The sequence below is a fragment of the Candidatus Protofrankia datiscae genome (assembly GCF_000177615.2).
In the GTDB taxonomy this organism is placed as follows: Bacteria; Actinomycetota; Actinomycetes; order Frankiales; family Frankiaceae; genus Protofrankia; species Protofrankia coriariae.
In genome coordinates this window covers 1292595-1307711 of the sequence record NC_015656.1, presented here as the reverse complement: position 1 = coordinate 1307711, position 15117 = coordinate 1292595, and the positions used below count along the sequence as shown (strand labels likewise).

Here is a 15117-nt window from a genome sequence, read left to right as displayed (position 1 = left end):
GGTCCATCCATCCATCAGAACGTACGGGAACCGCGGTCAGTGCCCGGCCCCCCGACGCTTCCCGCGGGTCCGTGGGCGATCCTGACCAGATGCCGAAGTTCGACCCCGTGGAGATCACAGCGGGCCGGATCCACCTCCGACCGTGGCTCCCCTCCGACATCGACGACGTCCACAACGCCTGCCAGGACCCGGACATCCAGCACTGGACGAGGATTCCCGCGCCCTACACCCGGCGGGACGCCGAGGCCTACGTCACCGAGCTCGCGCCCCGGCAGTGGGACGACGGCCGGGGTGCCCCGTTCGCCGTGCTGGACGCCACGTCGGGGTCGGTGCTGGCCTCCGTGAGCCTGACCGAGGTGACCGACGACGGCCTGGCCACGGTGGGTTACTGGTGCGCGCCGGGCGCGCGTGGTCAGGGCGTCGTCAGCCAGGCGGTCGGCGTGGTGGGCCGCTGGGCATTCCAGGTTCTCGGGGTCGAACGGCTGGAATGGACGGCCGGGGTCGGCAACTGGGCCTCCCGCCGGGTGGTGGAGAAGAACGGGTTCACCATCGAGGGCACCCTGCGCCGGGGCCTCGTCCTGCGCGGCGTCCGCATCGACTGCTGGATCGGTTCCCTGCTACCGGACGACCAGCCTCCGTCGTGACGGTCAGGAACCATCCGGCCAGGAATCATCACGACGACCGGCCTCGCTGACCGGCCGCGGGAAACCAATCCGGGAAATATGACGTACGCCAGGAGAAACACGGCATGCGCCAGCTCGGCGTGTCCCGGCCGGGCGACCGCCGCGACGGCCACCGACAGGCTCGGGCGGCGGGTGCGGATGGTGACGGATTCAGGTGATTTCCAGCAGCTTCTCCCTGACCGCGTAGACCACCGCTTCCATCCGGGAATGCAGCTGAAGCTTCTCCAGGATGTTGCGGATGTGGTTCTTGACCGTGTTCTCACTGATGAACAACTGCTTGGCGATGTCGCGGTTGTTGAGCCCCTTGGCGACGAGCCGCAGAACCTCCATCTCACGGTCGGTGAGCCTGGGAGTGGGCAACTGCGGCCGACTGTCCGCCTTTTTGATCATTAGTGCGAACTCGCTGAGGAGCTTCGAGGCCATCGAGGGACTGATCAGGCTCTGCCCACCGTGCACGGCGCGGATGGCGGTGGCGACCTCGTCGATCGAGATCTCCTTGAGCAGGTACCCCATGGCACCTGCCTTGATCGCGTCGTAGAGGTCGCCCTCTTCGTCACTGATGGTCAACATGACGATCTTTGCACTGGGCACTGCCTGCTTGATCGCGCTGGTCGCGTCGATCCCGCCGCGACGTGGCATCCGGACATCCATGAGGACGATGTCGGGCGCGGTGTCGACCGCCATAGTGACGGCTTCGGAACCGTCCGGCGCCTCACCGACCACCTCGATGTCCTTCTCCTGCTCAAGAACCATCTGTAGGCCACGCCGAAACAGAGCATGATCGTCAACGACGAGCACCCGGATGGGATCCGGCGACGACGGCTCCTCCCCCGGCTGGCGCCCATCCCCCGTCATATGACCTCCCTCACGTCGCGGCGGACCCCTGTCAGGTGACCCATACCGGTGCACGGGCCACCTGGCAGGCGGCTGAAGACGTCCACGGCAGATGGTCCCACGTCAATTGGACCTGCATGCCTTTACACCGTTGCGACCACGTCACGAGGTTGGTCGTAGCCGTCCTTCGGATCCGCCTGCCGGTGGCCCGGACACGGCGGCCTATGCGCGAACCGCGGAATCCTCGTGAGGATTCTGACCCGTGTCCGCGCCCGCATCCGACTCAAGCCGGATCAGACCGTAGTCGTAGCCGCACCGTCGGTAGACGACACTCGGCAGGCCCGTGTGCGCGTCACAGAAGAGGTAGAAGTCGTGGCCCACGAGCTCCATATTGGACAACGCGTCGTCGAGAGTCATGGGAGTGGCTCGGTGGATCTTCTCACGGACAATCATGGGGGACGGGTCCGCGACACCATAGTCCGCGTCGCCGGCGGCGACCGCCGAAGCATCGAGCGCGCCAGCGTCCGGCAGCCCGGACGGCCGGGCGGTGGCGGCCTGCGCCGACTGCGCCGACTGCGCCAGCGAGACACGGCCCGCGCCGTTGTGACGGATCCGCCTGTCGGCAGCCCGCCGTAGCCGTTCGGCGAGCTTCGCCGCGGCCAGGTCGAGCGCTGCGTAGGGGTCGGCCGCGGCGGCCTCCGCACGGATGACCGGACCCCGCGAGAACACGGTCAGCTCGACACGCTCACGGACGCCCGCCATGCGCGGGTTGTGCTCGCGGGAGAGCTCCGCATCCACCCGGAACGCTTTGTGATCGAACCTCTCAAGCTTCGCAATCTTGGCCTCGGCCTGCTCGCGGAACCTTTCGGGAACCGCGGTGTGCCTTCCCTTGACCACGATGTCCACTCGTTTCACCTTCCTGTAGACCGGAAGCCATGACAATCGGGTAGTCCCGACAGATCGGGCCATATCCCACTTCCGGTGTCGTGCCGTGTGCCAGGGCTTATCTGCTGCCTCGTTCCTTCCGCTCGGGCCCCCGGACACCTGGACCCTCGCTCCGCCTGTCAGTTCCCGCGGTGCCGGTACGGGTGACGACAGTTTTATCCCTCCGGTACCCTGATCGCAGGCAAACGGACAGCTTGGGGCCGGTCATCTCGAGTAGGGCGCCGGTGGGCCAACGTCGCGGCGGCGACCGCCGCCACCGATACCGGTACCGCGCCCGCGCACAGCACCCGGGTGGCTTCGCGGAGCGTCGCCCCGGTCGTCACGACGTCGTCGATGACGACGAACAACGGTCCGGGCGCCCCACCGCCGTCCCGGCCGGCGGAAACACCGGACGGGAAAGACCCCGCCGCGAAAGAAACATGGTCGCGTGGCCTTCGGCCTCCCGGAGCACGACGCAGGATGAACGCGCCGTCGATATTGGCCGCGCGTTCCGCGGCGCTCAGGCCCGCCTGGTCCGCCACCGGCCGGGCGGGGCTCAGCATCGGCACCACCCGCGCCGGCACACCGGCCCGGCACAGCACCCGGGCGGCGCCGTCGCCGAGCCGACGCACGTGGTCGAACCCGCGCCGGCGCACCGCGGCCCGGGTCGACGGCACCGGCACGAGAACGACCGGGCCGTCGTGCGCTGACATGGCCCTGGCCGCGACCACCGCGCGGGCGAGCGCCGACACGAGCGGGCCGGGGGCGTCCAACCGGCCTTTTTCCTTGAAGGCCAGCAGGATCCGGCGACACGGGCCGTCGTAGACGGCCCCGGCGAAGCACGGTGGCCCTCGCCGCTTCGGGGTGGCCGTCTGTCCCGGAGCGGCGAGGAATGCCGGCCGATCGACCGCGGCCTCGCACGCCGCGCAGACCGCCGAACCGGAACGGCCGCAGCCGGCGCAGCTTCGCGGCAGAAGAAGGTCCAGCAGAACCTCGAAGGCGACAGCCAGGTATGTGGTGGGCATGTGTCGCATGGTCACCCTGCCGGCCTCGACCTGACCAGCACCTGGTGCGCCCTGTGGAAAACCGTCATGGACGGTACCCGCCTGTGGACAACGCCTGTCCAGGGCGTCCAGGACGTGCATGATCTGTGGGCACAGCCTTCCTGTCGACACGAAAAGAAAATGAATGAATACATACAGGCATCGACAGTCGGCTTTCCCGCCCGCCTGACACTCAACATCGACAGATCTGGCACGATCGCACTCACCGGGTCCACCGGCAGTACGGGCACGCGGCAGGCCGGGCCGATCGTTGGCAGCGCGGATCCACCTGTACGACGAGCCGGTCACGGTGGCGCGGGTGCGCCGGCCCCGGACAGCGCGCCGGGACACTGGCGTGACCGCCTCCCCCGGACCGCCGGAGGCCCGAGAACGTGAGGAGACCGACATGACCGGCGGACCCGGCTGGGGCAACCCCCAGCCACCCGGCGGGCCGAATCCCGCGGACGGCCGGCAGCAGCCACCGCCACCCGGCTGGGGGCAGCCCCAGCCACCGCCGTCCGACTGGAACCAGCCGTCCCCGCCTCCCTGCTGGCATCAGTCACCACCGGGCTGGGGGCAACCGCGGTCGGAGGGGCCGGGCCAGTGGGGGCCGCTGCCGCGGGCTGAGAAACCGGGCATTATCCCGCTACGGCCGCTGGCCGTCGGCGAAATACTCGACGGCGCCTTCGCCGCGCTGCGGAGCAGCCCCGCGGCAATGATCGGGCTGACCTTCGGCGCCACCACCGCGACGCAGATCATCGCCGTCATTCTGGCCGAGATCGGTCAGCGCGGTCCCACCGGCGTCATGTTCCTCCTCGCCGCCGCGAACGCAATCATCATCTTCGTCACCGGCGGCGCGCTGGCGGGCACGCTCAGCGTGGTGGTCGGCGAGTTGACGCTGGGTAGCAGCGTCCGGATCGGAGAGGCGCTGCGGCGCGTCCGGCCCCGGCTGGCCAGTCTCACCGGGCTGTCGATCGTGGTGCCGCTGCTGGCCCTGATCGGGTTCGCCGGGTTCGTCCTCGGCGGCATCTTCGTAGCGGTCGCGCTGGCCCTGTCGATCCCCGTGCTCGTTCTCGAGGGCGGCACGATCAGGACGGCCATGCGACGCTCGTGGACGCTGGTACGCGGCGCGTGGTGGCGCATCTTCGGTGTCCTGCTGCTGACGGGGATAGTCGTCGCCGTCCTGCTGTCTGTTCTCGCCTTCGTCGTCGTGCTGGCCTTCACCGCCTTTACCAACGTCATGCCCGATCCGGCCAGCGGCGATCTCACCGGGTTGGATCTCGCGCTCAGCACAATAATGAGCATCATCTTCTACACTGTGATCGTTTCGGTCATGGCGAGCGTGGCCACGCTGCTCTACGTCGACCGCCGGATCCGGCTGGAAGGGCTCGACATGACGCTCGCCCAGGCGGCGCAGGAGCGCCGTGCCGCGACCGGCCAGGGCCCTCAGTGACGGGGCCACGGGCATCGGTAACGGGGGCACGAGCGTCCGGGCCATGGCACGGCGATGGCTGAACCGCTGTGATCGGGCCGGTGGTGACCCGTGACACGGCGGCGGAAGAAGCCCGCCGCGAGCTGTCCAGAGCGATCTACCACCGGGCCGGACCAGGCTGGTTCGAGCGTGCGGTGAACTGGCTCACCGTGCGGCTCGCCGATCTGTGGGCCGGCGTCACCGAGCCGTCCGGTGGCGGCCTCGGCATCGCGGCCGTCGTCATCGTGGTCGCCGCGGCCGCCGTGGCGTTGCGGCTGCGCCTCGGCCCACTGCGGCGGCAGGCCCGGACGGCCTCAGCCGACCTCGATCTGGCCAGCCCGCTGTCGGCGGCGGCGCTGCGGGCCGAGGCCGACGCCGCGGCCCGCGCCGGCGCGTTCGCCGACGCGGTGCGTTCCCGGCTGCGTGCCGTCGTACGGATGCTGGAGGAGTCAGGGGTACTCGAGCCCCGGCCGGGACGGACCGCCGGCGAACTGGTCGCCGAAGTCGGCCGGGTTGCGCCCGCCACCGCCCCCGTCCTGGCCGGGGCCGTGACCGTGTTCAGTGAGATCTGGTACGGCGGGCGGACCGCATCCGAGGCGTCCTACCGCACCGTCGTCCGGGCGGACGAAGCGCTCACCGGGCTGCGGCCACGGCCGGGAGCGGACGCCAGGCCGGCTCCCACCTTCACGGTGCCGGCTTGAGCCCCCTGGCCGGCCGGCGGCAGCGCAACCATGCTTCCGGCACTTCGCCTTCCGGCGCTCCGTCACGGGCTGTGCCAGCGCGGGGCGCTGTCCCGCCGGACGGACCCTTGCACACTGTGTCTCCGCAGATCGCGTCCTCACAGATCGCGTCCTCACAGGTCACGGTCTCGCAGGCCGCTGCCCCGCAGGCACCGGGCACCGGGCACCGGGCACCGGAGGCTCGATCCGCGAGCCCGCCGCAACATCCGCGTCACAGCCGTCCTGATATTACTTGTCGCCATCTGTACAACACTCGCGGTCATGTCCGACAGCTCGAACGGACGCCCACTCGATCCTGGGTCGGCCGACCCGGACGGGACCATGGCCCTGGCACAGCTCATGCAGGCGCACGGCGTTGCGGTCACCTCGACGAACGACCTGGCCGAGGCGGTGAACGAGTCGGATCCCGCCGATGTCACGATCGTGCTGACCCACCCGCAGCGGGCACCCGGGCAGGCGCTCGACGGACTCGCCCACCTGGCCGGCCAAGGCGCCGACGTGGTGCTCCTCGAGCCGGACGCGGCCGTCGTCGACGCCCTGGGCCTGCCGGTCACCGTCGCCAGCCGTGTCCCGTCCGGGACGCCCGCGCCACGATGCCAGCTGCCCGAGGCCACCGCCGCGGGGGCCGTCACGCTCGGTGGCAGGTCCGGTTTCCGGGCCGCCGGGCCGGACGCGGCCGAGGTCACCACGTGCTATCCGGTGGGGTCGGCCTCGGCCCTGGTCGTCGTGCCGGCGCCCCGGACACCGGGCCGACCGCCGGCACCATCTGGACCCGGGCGGTTCGTCCTGGTCGGCAACGCCGGTTTCATGACCAACGACCGGCTGGACGAGCAGGGCAACGCGGCACTCGCGATCGGGCTGCTCAACCGGCACCGGACGCTGTCCTGGGTGACCCCACAGCTCGGCGCGCCGGACGCGGTGGCCCGCAGGAGCCTGCTCGACCTGCTGCCCGACCGGGTGCCGCTGGCCTGCCTCCAGCTCGGCCTGGCCATGGTCGTCCTCGCCCTGTGGCGGGGTCGCCGGCTCGGCCCGCCGGTGCCCGAACCGCTCCCGGTCGTGGTGCGCGCCGCCGAGACCGTTGAGGGGCGAGGCCGCCTCTACGCCGCCGCGCAAGCCCGGGACCTGGCCGCGGCGGTGCTGCGGGCGACGGCACGCGGGCGGCTGACCGAACGGCTCGGGCTGCCGACGCGGGCCCGCCCCGCCCACCCCGGTGACACGGGGCAGCCCGAGGCGGACCCGACCGCGCTCGTCGCCTCCGTCGCCGCCCGTACCGGACGCTCCCCAATGGAGATCACTTTGCTCCTGTACGGTTCCGGGATGAGTCAGGACGCCCTGGCAGCGGTCAGGACGGCCCCGACGGCAGGGGTGACGGACGAGGCGCTGGTGGCGCTGGTGGATCAGCTCGACGCGCTGGACCGGCAGGTGGCGGCGGGATCAGATCGGCAGGTGGCGGCAGGATGAGTGTCCCGGAGACATCCGACGACACCCAGCGGACGGCCGCCGCTTCCCCGACCGGGCCCGAGGGCAGGGGCTTCGAGGTATCCGAGGCCGGGCTGTCGTCCCAGGTCGAGCTGTCCAAAGCCGAGCCGCCCAGGACGCAGGCGCAGGCCCAGGCCGCCGCGGGTGACCCGGAGACGGCTCGCCAGGCGCTGATCGTGCTGCGTACGGAGGTGGCCAGGGCCGTGGTCGGCCAGGACGCCGCCGTCAGCGGTCTTGTCGTGGCCCTGCTCTGCCGTGGCCACGTGCTGCTCGAAGGCGTCCCGGGGGTTGCCAAGACCCTGCTGGTACGGGCCCTGGCCGCGGCGCTGTCCCTGGACACCAGACGGCTGCAGTTCACCCCCGATCTGATGCCCGGGGACGTCACCGGGTCGCTCGTCTACGACACCCGCACCTCGCTGTTCACCTTCCGGGAGGGGCCGGTGTTCACGAACCTGCTGCTCGCGGACGAGATCAACAGGACGCCCCCGAAGACCCAGGCCGCACTGCTGGAGGCGATGGAGGAACGCCAGGTCAGCGTCGAGGGGACGGCACGCCGGCTGCCGGTGCCGTTCACGGTCGTCGCCACCCAGAATCCGATCGAGCACGAGGGCACCTATCCGCTCCCCGAGGCGCAGCTCGACCGCTTCCTGCTCAAGCTCACCGTGCCGCTGCCGCCGCGCGAGGACGAGATCGGGATCCTCACCCGCCACGCGTCCGGTTTCGACCCGTCCGACCTGGACGCGGCCGGGCTCCGGCCGGTTGCCGGGCCGTCGCATCTCGCCGCCGCCCGCGACGCCGTCCGTGGCGTGCAGGTCCACCCGGAGGTGCTCGGCTACATCGTCGATCTCGCCCGGGCCACCCGGGCGGCGCCCTCCGTGCAACTGGGCGTCTCGCCCAGGGGCGCGACCGCGCTGCTGGCCGCCACCCGGGCGTGGGCGTGGCTGTCCGGGCGGGGATACGCCACCCCGGACGACGTCAAGGCGCTGGCCCGGCCCACGCTGCGGCACCGGATCTCGTTGCGGCCCGAGGTCGTGCTCGACGGCGTCACCACGGACACCGTCCTCAACCAGGTACTGGCCACCGTGCCCGTCCCGCGGTGACCCGCGGTGACCATCACCGGGCGGGCCGCCGGCCTCGCCTTCGCCGGCGTGGTCGCCGTCCTGCTATCCCCGGCCCCGGGGGCGACCCTGCTGCTGGTCGACGCAGCGCTCGTGCTCGCGGTGGTCGTGGACGTCGTGCTCGCCGGCGGTGTGCGCACGCTTGAGTTCACCCGGTCCGGCCCGACGCAGGCGCGGCTGGGTGAACCGGTGCCGCTGGTCCTCGCCGTCACCAACACCGGGCGGCGCAAGGTCCGGGCCCTGGTACGTGACGCGTGGCCGCCGTCGTCCGGTGTCACGCCCCGGGTGCTGCGGCTGACGGTCCCGGCCGGGCAGCGACGGTTCGGTGAGGTTGTCCTGCACCCCACCCGCCGGGGGGACCGCCACCCGTACCGCATCACGGTCCGTTCGCTGGGGCCGCTCGGCATCGCCGGCCGGCAGGGCCGCCACCACGCGCCGTTCCAGGTGCGGGTGCTGCCCGCGTTCCCCTCCCGGCGGCAGCTGCCGGTCGTGTTCGCGCGACTACAGGAAATCGAGGGTAACGTCACGCTCCGTATCAGCGGACAGGGCTCGGAGTTCGACAGCCTGCGCGACTACGTCCCGGGCGACGACGTTCGTATGATCGACTGGCGGGCCAGCGCGCGGCACGGCACGCTGGCAGTCAGATCGCTGCGGCCGGAGCGGGACCGCCGGGTCATCTGCGTCCTGGACACCGGACGGACCAGCGCCGGTCGCATCGGCGACGCCCCCCGTCTTGACCACGCGATGGACGCCGCCCTGCTGCTGGCGACCGTGGCAGCCCGCGCCGGCGACCGCGTCGGCCTGCTCGCGCACGACTCCACGGCCCGGGTCACCCTGCCGGTGGCCGGTGGCGGGAATCCGATGGTCCGCATGAGCGCGGCCATGGCGTTGGTGGAACCCGTGCTGGCCGAGGCCGACCACCAGGCGATCGCCTCGGCGGTGCTGCGCGCCGCCGGACGGCGCTGCCTGGTCGTGCTGTTCACCGAGCTTGCTCCCGCGGTCGTCGAGGAAGGCCTGCTGCCGGCGCTGCCGGCGCTGCCGGCGCTGACCGCCCGGCACACCGTCGTAGTCGCGGCGGTGAGCGACCCGCGGCTGACCGAGCTTGCGGCCGGCCGGGGCGACGTGCGCGCGGTCTACTCGGCGGCCGCGGCCGGGCAGACGCTGCTGCGCCGCAACCAGCTCGCCGGGCTGCTGCGTGGCCGCGGCGCGCACGTCGTGGACGCCCCGCCGGCGACCTACGCGGCGGCCGTCACCGACGTCTACCTGGCTCTGAAGTCCACCGGAGGCCTGTGAGCCCGGCCCGGACACCACCCCGCACCGGACATGATCCGCACGAGTTTGTCGTTGGCTACGCTTTTCGGCCGGACGAGCGCACCCAACGACAGACATCCGCCGATCTTCCGGGACCGGCGCGTCAGGAGACCGGCGCGAGGTCTGCGGAGAGTTCTCTGTCCAGGTCGCCGGACTCACCGGCGGCCACGGCCCGACCGCCGTAGATCTGGACGTACCCGACGAACATCGCCAGGGCGAACGCGCCGATACCGATACGAACCCCGGCCGGCAGGGACGACGGCGTCACGAACGCCTCGATCAGGCCACTGACCGCCAGCGCGGCCGCCAGCCCGAGCGAGATCGCGACCGCGGCCCGGCCCTCGGCCGCCAGCGCCTCCACCCGTCGGCGCGGCCCCGGGTCGATGATCAACCAGCCCAGTCGCAGGCCAACCGCGCCGGCCGTGAAGACGACGGCCAGTTCCAGCATCCCGTGCGGCAGGATCAGGGTGAAGAACTGCGACGACTCACCGCAGCTCGTCATGTAGCCGCCGACGATCCCCAGGTTGACCGAGTTGAGCAGCAGCACCGCGAGGGTCGGCAGGCCCAGCAGCGCGCCGAAGGCGACAGCCGACGCGGCCACCCAGGCGTTGTTCGTCCAGACGCGCGCGGCAAACGAGGACGCAGGATTCTCCGAGTAGTAGCGGGCGAAGTCGCTGTGGCACAACTGCCGCACCTCGCTCGGCGGGAGCAGGCCGCTGTGCGCGGTCGGGCTGTGCACCACCCACAGGCCAAAGGCCACGGCCACGGCCAGCGATGCCGCGCAGGTGGCCAGGACCCACCCGCGCCGCGCGTACACCGCAGCCGGGAACGTGACGGCGATGTACCTGCCGACGACACGCCAGCCCGGCTCCCGCGTCCCGACCACGACGGAACGTGCCCGGGTGACCGTGCCGGCGAGGCGGTCGACCAGCACCGGGTCCGGACCACGGCTGCGGATCACCGACAGATGGGTCGCGACCTTCTGGTAGAGCTCCACGAGTTCGTCGAGCTCCGCCTCGGACATCCGCCGGGGCCGCGCCGCGCGCCGGACCAGTTCCTCCAGCCGGGCCCATTCGCCACGATGGCGGCCAACGTACGCATCCAGATCCATTCGTACCGCCTCCCACCGCGTCCAACACCCGGCAAAGATCGCTACCCGGCACACATCGGACGGGCGGAAACAAGCGAATGGATGATAATAGGATCATAATGGGGTCCGATGTTTCACCCGGTTGTGGGCACGGTTGTGGGGCGTCGGCCCGCGCTGCCATGATCTCTCGGAGGCGTCTGCGGGGCCCGCGGCCCCTCCGCGCGAGAAGAAACAGCGATCGCACAACCTCCCAGCGGACGGGCTCCCAGCGAACGGGAAAGGCCGGAGCGCCCGGCCCTCGGACGCAGGTGCCGACTGCTGGCACACCACCGTCGCGGACCACTGTCGGACATCCACAGGCCGGCAACCGGGCATGCGCGGCAGGGCGTACACAGGCGAGGCGTACACATACAGAGCGGGGACGACAAGGCAAGGACAACGGAGCAGGAACAACGGACAGCGCCGACAGAACAGGACGAGCGTGACCAGGATCGGGGCCATCGGGACTGAAGCCGCCGGGAACAGAACCACCAGGAACAGAAGAGCCGTCGGGAACGCGGCGGCCGGGACCACCGGGGATGAGGCCGCCGCGTGAACCGGCTCGTCACCGGTGAGGCGGTCACGATCGACCTGCGGGTCGCCCGGCTCGGCTCGCGGATCATCGCCGGGCTCATCGACCTCGTCCTACAGGCTGTCGTACTGGTAGTCATCGCCTGGGCCGCCTTCACCACCGTCGCTCCGGGTGACGAAGCGCTGGCGTCCGCGCTCTATCTGGCCGTCGTGGTGCTGGTCGTGGTCGGCTACCCGACGACGACGGAGACCCTGTGGCGGGGACGCAGTATCGGCAAGGCGGCCATGGGGCTGCGGGTCGTACGGGACGACGGCGGGCCGATCCGGTTCCGTCACGCGTTCGTCCGTGCCCTGCTCGGCGCCGTGGTGGAGCGGCCCGGCGCGCTGCTGGCGATCCCGGGAATGATCAGCATGCTGGTCTCCGGGCGGTCCAAGCGGCTCGGGGACCTGCTCGCCGGAACGGTCGTCCTCCAGGAACGCATCCCGCCCGGCGCGGCAGTGCCCGTGATGATGCCGCCGCAGCTCGCCGGCTGGGCCGCCGCCCTGGACCTGTCCTCGTTCGAGGACACCCTGGCGCTGGCGGTGCGCCAGTTCCTCGGCCGGGCCCGGGAACTGTCGCCGCAGGCATGTGAACGCATCGGCAGCCATCTCGCCGCGTCGGTGTACGCCGTCGTCACCCCGCCACCGCCGCCGGGTACCCATCCCTGGGCGTATCTGTCGGCCGTCCTCGCCGAACGCACCGCCCGCGCACGCTGGCAGGCCGAGCGCACCGCCGGCGCGCAGTGGCCGCTCGCCGGGGCCGGCACATCACCGGCACAGCCGGCCCCGCCGTGGGGAGCCGGCCAGCCGTGGACGTCCGGACAGCCATGGCCAGCCCACCAGGGGTGGGGGATCCAGCCAGGCCCGGACGGTCAGCCGTGGACGGCCCAACCAGGAGCGGCCCAGCCGAGGGCGGGCCAACCGGGAGCGGCCCAGCCGAGGGGAAGGGAGTCCTGGGTAGCCCGGCCGAGCGATCCGGACGACGTGGCTGAGGCCCCGACGCCGAGCCCTTTCGTACCCCCGAGCTGACCCGGCCGTTCCGGTCGCGACGGCCGGGTCCGTGGCGCCCGTGACCGGTGCGGCCAGGGAACAGAACTCCCACCGACGAGGCACCCGCTCCTGCCCCGCGGGCCGCCAACGAAAACGCGCGCCCCTGCCCGCGGGCATCGCTGCTCACAGGAACGAGTACGCAAGTGGCTGCCACAGCAACCACTTGTTCCCTCACTCTCATGATCTGTCAATATTTGATCATGAAGGGTTGTGGCGGCGGGAGTGTGCGGGGGATGTCTGGTGGTGTCTGTGGTCAGCGCTCGCGCTGCCCGTGGCGGCCTGCCAGGGGCAGGGCCGCCACGGGGAAACAGGGTGGCTCCTGGGTCAGGAGCCGGTGGTCAGGAGCCGTGCTCCCAGGAGTTCAGGTACTCCTCCTGGGCCGGCGTGAGGACGTCGATCGCAAGCCCCATGGTCTCCAGCTTCAACCGCGCGACCTCCTTGTCGATCTCGATCGGGACGTCGTGGACGCCCGGGGCCAGCGACTGCCAGTTCTTCGTCAGCCACTCCGCGGTCAGCGCCTGGTCGGCGAAGGACATGTCCATGACCGCCGCCGGGTGCCCCTCCGCGGCCCCCAGGTTGACCAGCCTGCCCTCGGCGAGCAGCAGCAGGCGCCGGCCGTCGGCCGTCATGTACTCGTCGGTCTGGTGGCGCACCCGGCGCGGGCCGGCGACGGCCAGCTCGGTCAGCGCCTTGATGTCGATCTCGATGTCGAAGTGCCCCGAGTTCGCGAAGATCGCGCCGTCCTTCATGGCTTCGAAGTGCTCGCGGCGCAGCACGTCCCGGTTGCCGGTGACCGTGATGAACACGTCGCCGATGGCGGCGGCCTCGATCATCGGCAGGACACGGAAGCCGTCCATGGCCGCGTCCAGCGCCTTGGTCGGGTCGATCTCGGTGACGACCACGTTGGCGCCCAGCCCCTTGGCCCGGGACGACACGCCCCGACCGCAGTACCCGTAGCCGGCGACGACGACGGTCTTACCGGCGAGCAGGGTGTTGGTGGCGCGGAAGATCGCGTCCAGGGTCGACTGGCCGGTGCCGTAGCGGTTGTCGAACATGTGCTTGGTGTCGGTGTCGTTGACCGCCACCATCGGGAAGCGCAGCGCGCCGTCCTTGCTCATCTGGCGCAGCCGGATGACGCCGGTGGTCGTCTCCTCGCATCCGCCGCGGACGCTCGGGAGCACCTCGGTGCGGGTCGTGTGCAGCGTGTTGACCAGGTCACAGCCGTCGTCGAAGACGTAGTGGGGGGCGCCGTCCAGCGCCGCGTTGATGTGCGCGTAGTAGCCGTCGCGGTCCACACCGTTGCGGGCGAAGGTGGAGATGCCGTACTCGGCGACCAGCGCGGCCGCCGTGTCGTCCTGGGTGGACAGCGGGTTGGACGCGGCCAGCGCGAGCTGTGCCCCACCGGCGGCGAGTGCCCGCATGAGGTTGGCGGTCTCGGTCGTCACGTGCATGCAGGCGGCGATCTTCACCCCCTCGAACGGGCGCTCGACGGCGAAGCGGTCGCGGATCTGACGGAGCACCGACATGGACCGGTCCGCCCATTCGATACGCGCCTTGCCCTGCTGGGCGAGCGCAAGGTCGGCGATGTCGTTCTTGGGCAGCTCTGCCATCGGAATCTTCTCCTGTCGAGGGGCTTGCGGACCCCGGGCAAGGGGAGACCGCCTACGCGGACGAACCGGCGGGCCTGCGGCGACACGATCATAGTTCCTCGCCCCGTCGGCGGCCCTGGTGCTCGGATCGCCAGAGCGACCGGTGGTAGGAGCGCTCTGCAACGACGTTACGACATCCGCCTGCGCGATCCGTCCTTCGCCATGCGCGTCCGGCGAATCCGGAAGTGGCCGGCGACGTCCGGGACCGGCTCACCCACCGGCCGGCGCCCCGGCTCCCCGAACATCCGCGGCACCCGTCCCGCATACCGCGCCCGGCCACCGGCGGGAGGATCGGCCGCCTCGGCCGCGGAAGGCGACAAATAGTCACAAAAGGCAGACAGTCGTAACTGTCAGAAGTCAGAACTGTCAGAACAGGAAGATAACGGGAAACAGGAGAAAATAGTCACAGGGGTGGCGCGAGCGGGCGGTGCCCGGCGGTCTGGCAGTCCGCGCAGGGGCGGGTCGACCTGATCTGGCACGGCTCCCCGCCCAGGCTCGCGGTCTGGACCACGCCCACCCGTCCCATGCCCTCACAGGTGGGACAGAGCATGTTGATCTCACGGGTGACCGGCTCGGGACGGTCGCCGGAGGCCGTGGGGCTCACCGGGTACGTCCTGCGACGCCGCCCGTCCCGTCGCAGGTCCCGCAGTGGACCATGCGGTTCGTGCTGAAGCCGCCGTCAGCGTCCAGGCCAGCAAGGAACTTCGGCGTCTCACCGATACCACGGCAGGTCGGACAGAGCTGCCGGCCCTCGCCGCCCCGGCCGCCCGCCGAGTACCCGCCGTGGCCGTCGTCGCGGCCATCCGAGCGCCCGCCGCGACGATCGTCGCGGTCATCCGGGTACGCCGCGTCCCACTCCTCGCCCTTACCGTCCATCGCGTCGTCCGCCTCCGCAGCGTCGCGGAGTGGCTCCGTCCCCACCAGAGTTCCCACAAGAACAGTTCCCACGAAACCACTTTACGCAACATGATAAACACGGTCCGGACACCCAGAACCTTTGATCCCGAAGGAATCACAGCCAGGCCACTGACAGACCACTGGAACGTCACCGACGGATTGTCGACAGATCACCAACGGGTCACCGTGTGGGCGAGTCAGCGTACGGGGCGACCGATG

At 71.1% G+C, this 15117-nt stretch carries 14 protein-coding genes; 7 read left to right on the top strand and 7 right to left on the bottom strand.

Annotated features, from left to right (window positions below):
• The first annotated feature begins 89 nt into the window (after window positions 1-89).
• On the top strand, window positions 90-644 hold the full coding sequence (locus tag FSYMDG_RS05405; RefSeq protein WP_013872585.1) for a GNAT family N-acetyltransferase: 555 nt from the start codon (window positions 90-92) through the stop codon (window positions 642-644).
• Between the two features lie 189 nt (window positions 645-833).
• Here the strand turns inward: FSYMDG_RS05405 and FSYMDG_RS05400 are convergent, their stop codons facing one another.
• The 3 genes from FSYMDG_RS05400 to FSYMDG_RS05390 all read right to left on the bottom strand — a co-directional run bounded on the left by FSYMDG_RS05400 (window position 834) and on the right by FSYMDG_RS05390 (window position 3466).
• Window positions 834-1538 carry a response regulator gene (locus FSYMDG_RS05400; protein WP_013872584.1) on the bottom strand — a complete coding sequence of 235 codons (705 nt, stop codon included), beginning with the start codon at window positions 1536-1538 and terminating at the stop codon, window positions 834-836.
• A 201-nt stretch (window positions 1539-1739) separates the two neighbouring features.
• On the bottom strand, window positions 1740-2423 hold the full coding sequence (gene hpf, locus FSYMDG_RS05395) for a ribosome hibernation-promoting factor, HPF/YfiA family (protein WP_043604988.1): 684 nt from the start codon (window positions 2421-2423) through the stop codon (window positions 1740-1742).
• A 194-nt stretch (window positions 2424-2617) separates the two neighbouring features.
• Entirely contained in the window at window positions 2618-3466 is an 849-nt protein-coding gene (locus FSYMDG_RS05390) for a ComF family protein (protein WP_043603038.1), read from the bottom strand.
• A 424-nt stretch (window positions 3467-3890) separates the two neighbouring features.
• Between FSYMDG_RS05390 and FSYMDG_RS05385 the strand changes: the two genes are divergently transcribed.
• The 5 genes from FSYMDG_RS05385 (at window position 3891) to FSYMDG_RS05365 (ending at window position 9585) form a co-directional block, all read left to right on the top strand.
• Window positions 3891-4937, top strand: coding sequence for a glycerophosphoryl diester phosphodiesterase membrane domain-containing protein (locus tag FSYMDG_RS05385; RefSeq protein WP_013872581.1), 1047 nt, complete (start codon window positions 3891-3893; stop codon window positions 4935-4937).
• An 80-nt stretch (window positions 4938-5017) separates the two neighbouring features.
• The gene (locus FSYMDG_RS05380) at window positions 5018-5656 is read left to right on the top strand and encodes a DUF4129 domain-containing protein (RefSeq protein ID WP_347176556.1); all 639 of its coding nucleotides are present in this window, start codon (window positions 5018-5020) and stop codon (window positions 5654-5656) included.
• A 30-nt stretch (window positions 5657-5686) separates the two neighbouring features.
• The gene (locus FSYMDG_RS05375) at window positions 5687-7156 is read left to right on the top strand and encodes a DUF4350 domain-containing protein (RefSeq protein WP_013872579.1); all 1470 of its coding nucleotides are present in this window, start codon (window positions 5687-5689) and stop codon (window positions 7154-7156) included.
• A complete protein-coding gene (locus FSYMDG_RS05370; protein WP_013872578.1) occupies window positions 7153-8274 on the top strand; it encodes an AAA family ATPase in 1122 nt (373 codons plus the stop codon). Before FSYMDG_RS05375 ends, FSYMDG_RS05370 begins: the two co-directional genes overlap by 4 nt.
• A gap of 6 nt (window positions 8275-8280) precedes the next feature.
• Window positions 8281-9585 carry a DUF58 domain-containing protein gene (locus tag FSYMDG_RS05365; protein WP_013872577.1) on the top strand — a complete coding sequence of 435 codons (1305 nt, stop codon included), beginning with the start codon at window positions 8281-8283 and terminating at the stop codon, window positions 9583-9585.
• Between the two features lie 121 nt (window positions 9586-9706).
• Here FSYMDG_RS05365 and FSYMDG_RS05360 read toward each other — a convergent pair whose 3' ends face one another.
• Window positions 9707-10714 (bottom strand): stage II sporulation protein M, encoded by a 1008-nt coding sequence (locus FSYMDG_RS05360; RefSeq protein WP_013872576.1) that lies wholly within the window; start codon window positions 10712-10714, stop codon window positions 9707-9709.
• 570 nt (window positions 10715-11284) lie between these two features.
• Between FSYMDG_RS05360 and FSYMDG_RS05355 the strand changes: the two genes are divergently transcribed.
• Complete coding sequence (locus tag FSYMDG_RS05355; protein ID WP_013872575.1) at window positions 11285-12331, top strand: RDD family protein; 1047 nt, start codon at window positions 11285-11287, stop codon at window positions 12329-12331.
• Between the two features lie 359 nt (window positions 12332-12690).
• Here the strand turns inward: FSYMDG_RS05355 and ahcY are convergent, their stop codons facing one another.
• From ahcY to FSYMDG_RS05340, 3 genes are all read right to left on the bottom strand, one after another.
• The gene (gene ahcY / locus FSYMDG_RS05350) at window positions 12691-13962 is read right to left on the bottom strand and encodes an adenosylhomocysteinase (RefSeq protein WP_013872574.1); all 1272 of its coding nucleotides are present in this window, start codon (window positions 13960-13962) and stop codon (window positions 12691-12693) included.
• 442 nt (window positions 13963-14404) lie between these two features.
• Window positions 14405-14605, bottom strand: a complete 201-nt coding sequence (locus FSYMDG_RS05345) for a hypothetical protein (protein ID WP_043603034.1) — start codon at window positions 14603-14605, stop codon at window positions 14405-14407.
• Window positions 14602-14877, bottom strand: a complete 276-nt coding sequence (locus FSYMDG_RS05340) for a hypothetical protein (RefSeq protein ID WP_131772215.1) — start codon at window positions 14875-14877, stop codon at window positions 14602-14604. The genes FSYMDG_RS05345 and FSYMDG_RS05340 overlap by 4 nt, the downstream gene beginning before the upstream one ends.
• Between the last annotated feature and the right edge of the window lie 240 nt (window positions 14878-15117).

Coding starts and splice junctions, on each gene's coding strand:
- FSYMDG_RS05405 (WP_013872585.1), top strand. CDS start 90: ATGCCGAAGTTCGACCCCGTGGAGATCACAGCGGGCCGGATCCACCTC.
- FSYMDG_RS05400 (WP_013872584.1), bottom strand. CDS start 1,538: ATGACGGGGGATGGGCGCCAGCCGGGGGAGGAGCCGTCGTCGCCGGAT.
- FSYMDG_RS05390 (WP_043603038.1), bottom strand. CDS start 3,466: ATGCCCACCACATACCTGGCTGTCGCCTTCGAGGTTCTGCTGGACCTT.
- FSYMDG_RS05385 (WP_013872581.1), top strand. CDS start 3,891: ATGACCGGCGGACCCGGCTGGGGCAACCCCCAGCCACCCGGCGGGCCG.
- FSYMDG_RS05375 (WP_013872579.1), top strand. CDS start 5,687: ATGCTTCCGGCACTTCGCCTTCCGGCGCTCCGTCACGGGCTGTGCCAG.
- FSYMDG_RS05370 (WP_013872578.1), top strand. CDS start 7,153: ATGAGTGTCCCGGAGACATCCGACGACACCCAGCGGACGGCCGCCGCT.
- FSYMDG_RS05360 (WP_013872576.1), bottom strand. CDS start 10,714: ATGGATCTGGATGCGTACGTTGGCCGCCATCGTGGCGAATGGGCCCGG.
- ahcY (WP_013872574.1), bottom strand. CDS start 13,962: ATGGCAGAGCTGCCCAAGAACGACATCGCCGACCTTGCGCTCGCCCAG.
- FSYMDG_RS05340 (WP_131772215.1), bottom strand. CDS start 14,877: ATGGACGGTAAGGGCGAGGAGTGGGACGCGGCGTACCCGGATGACCGC.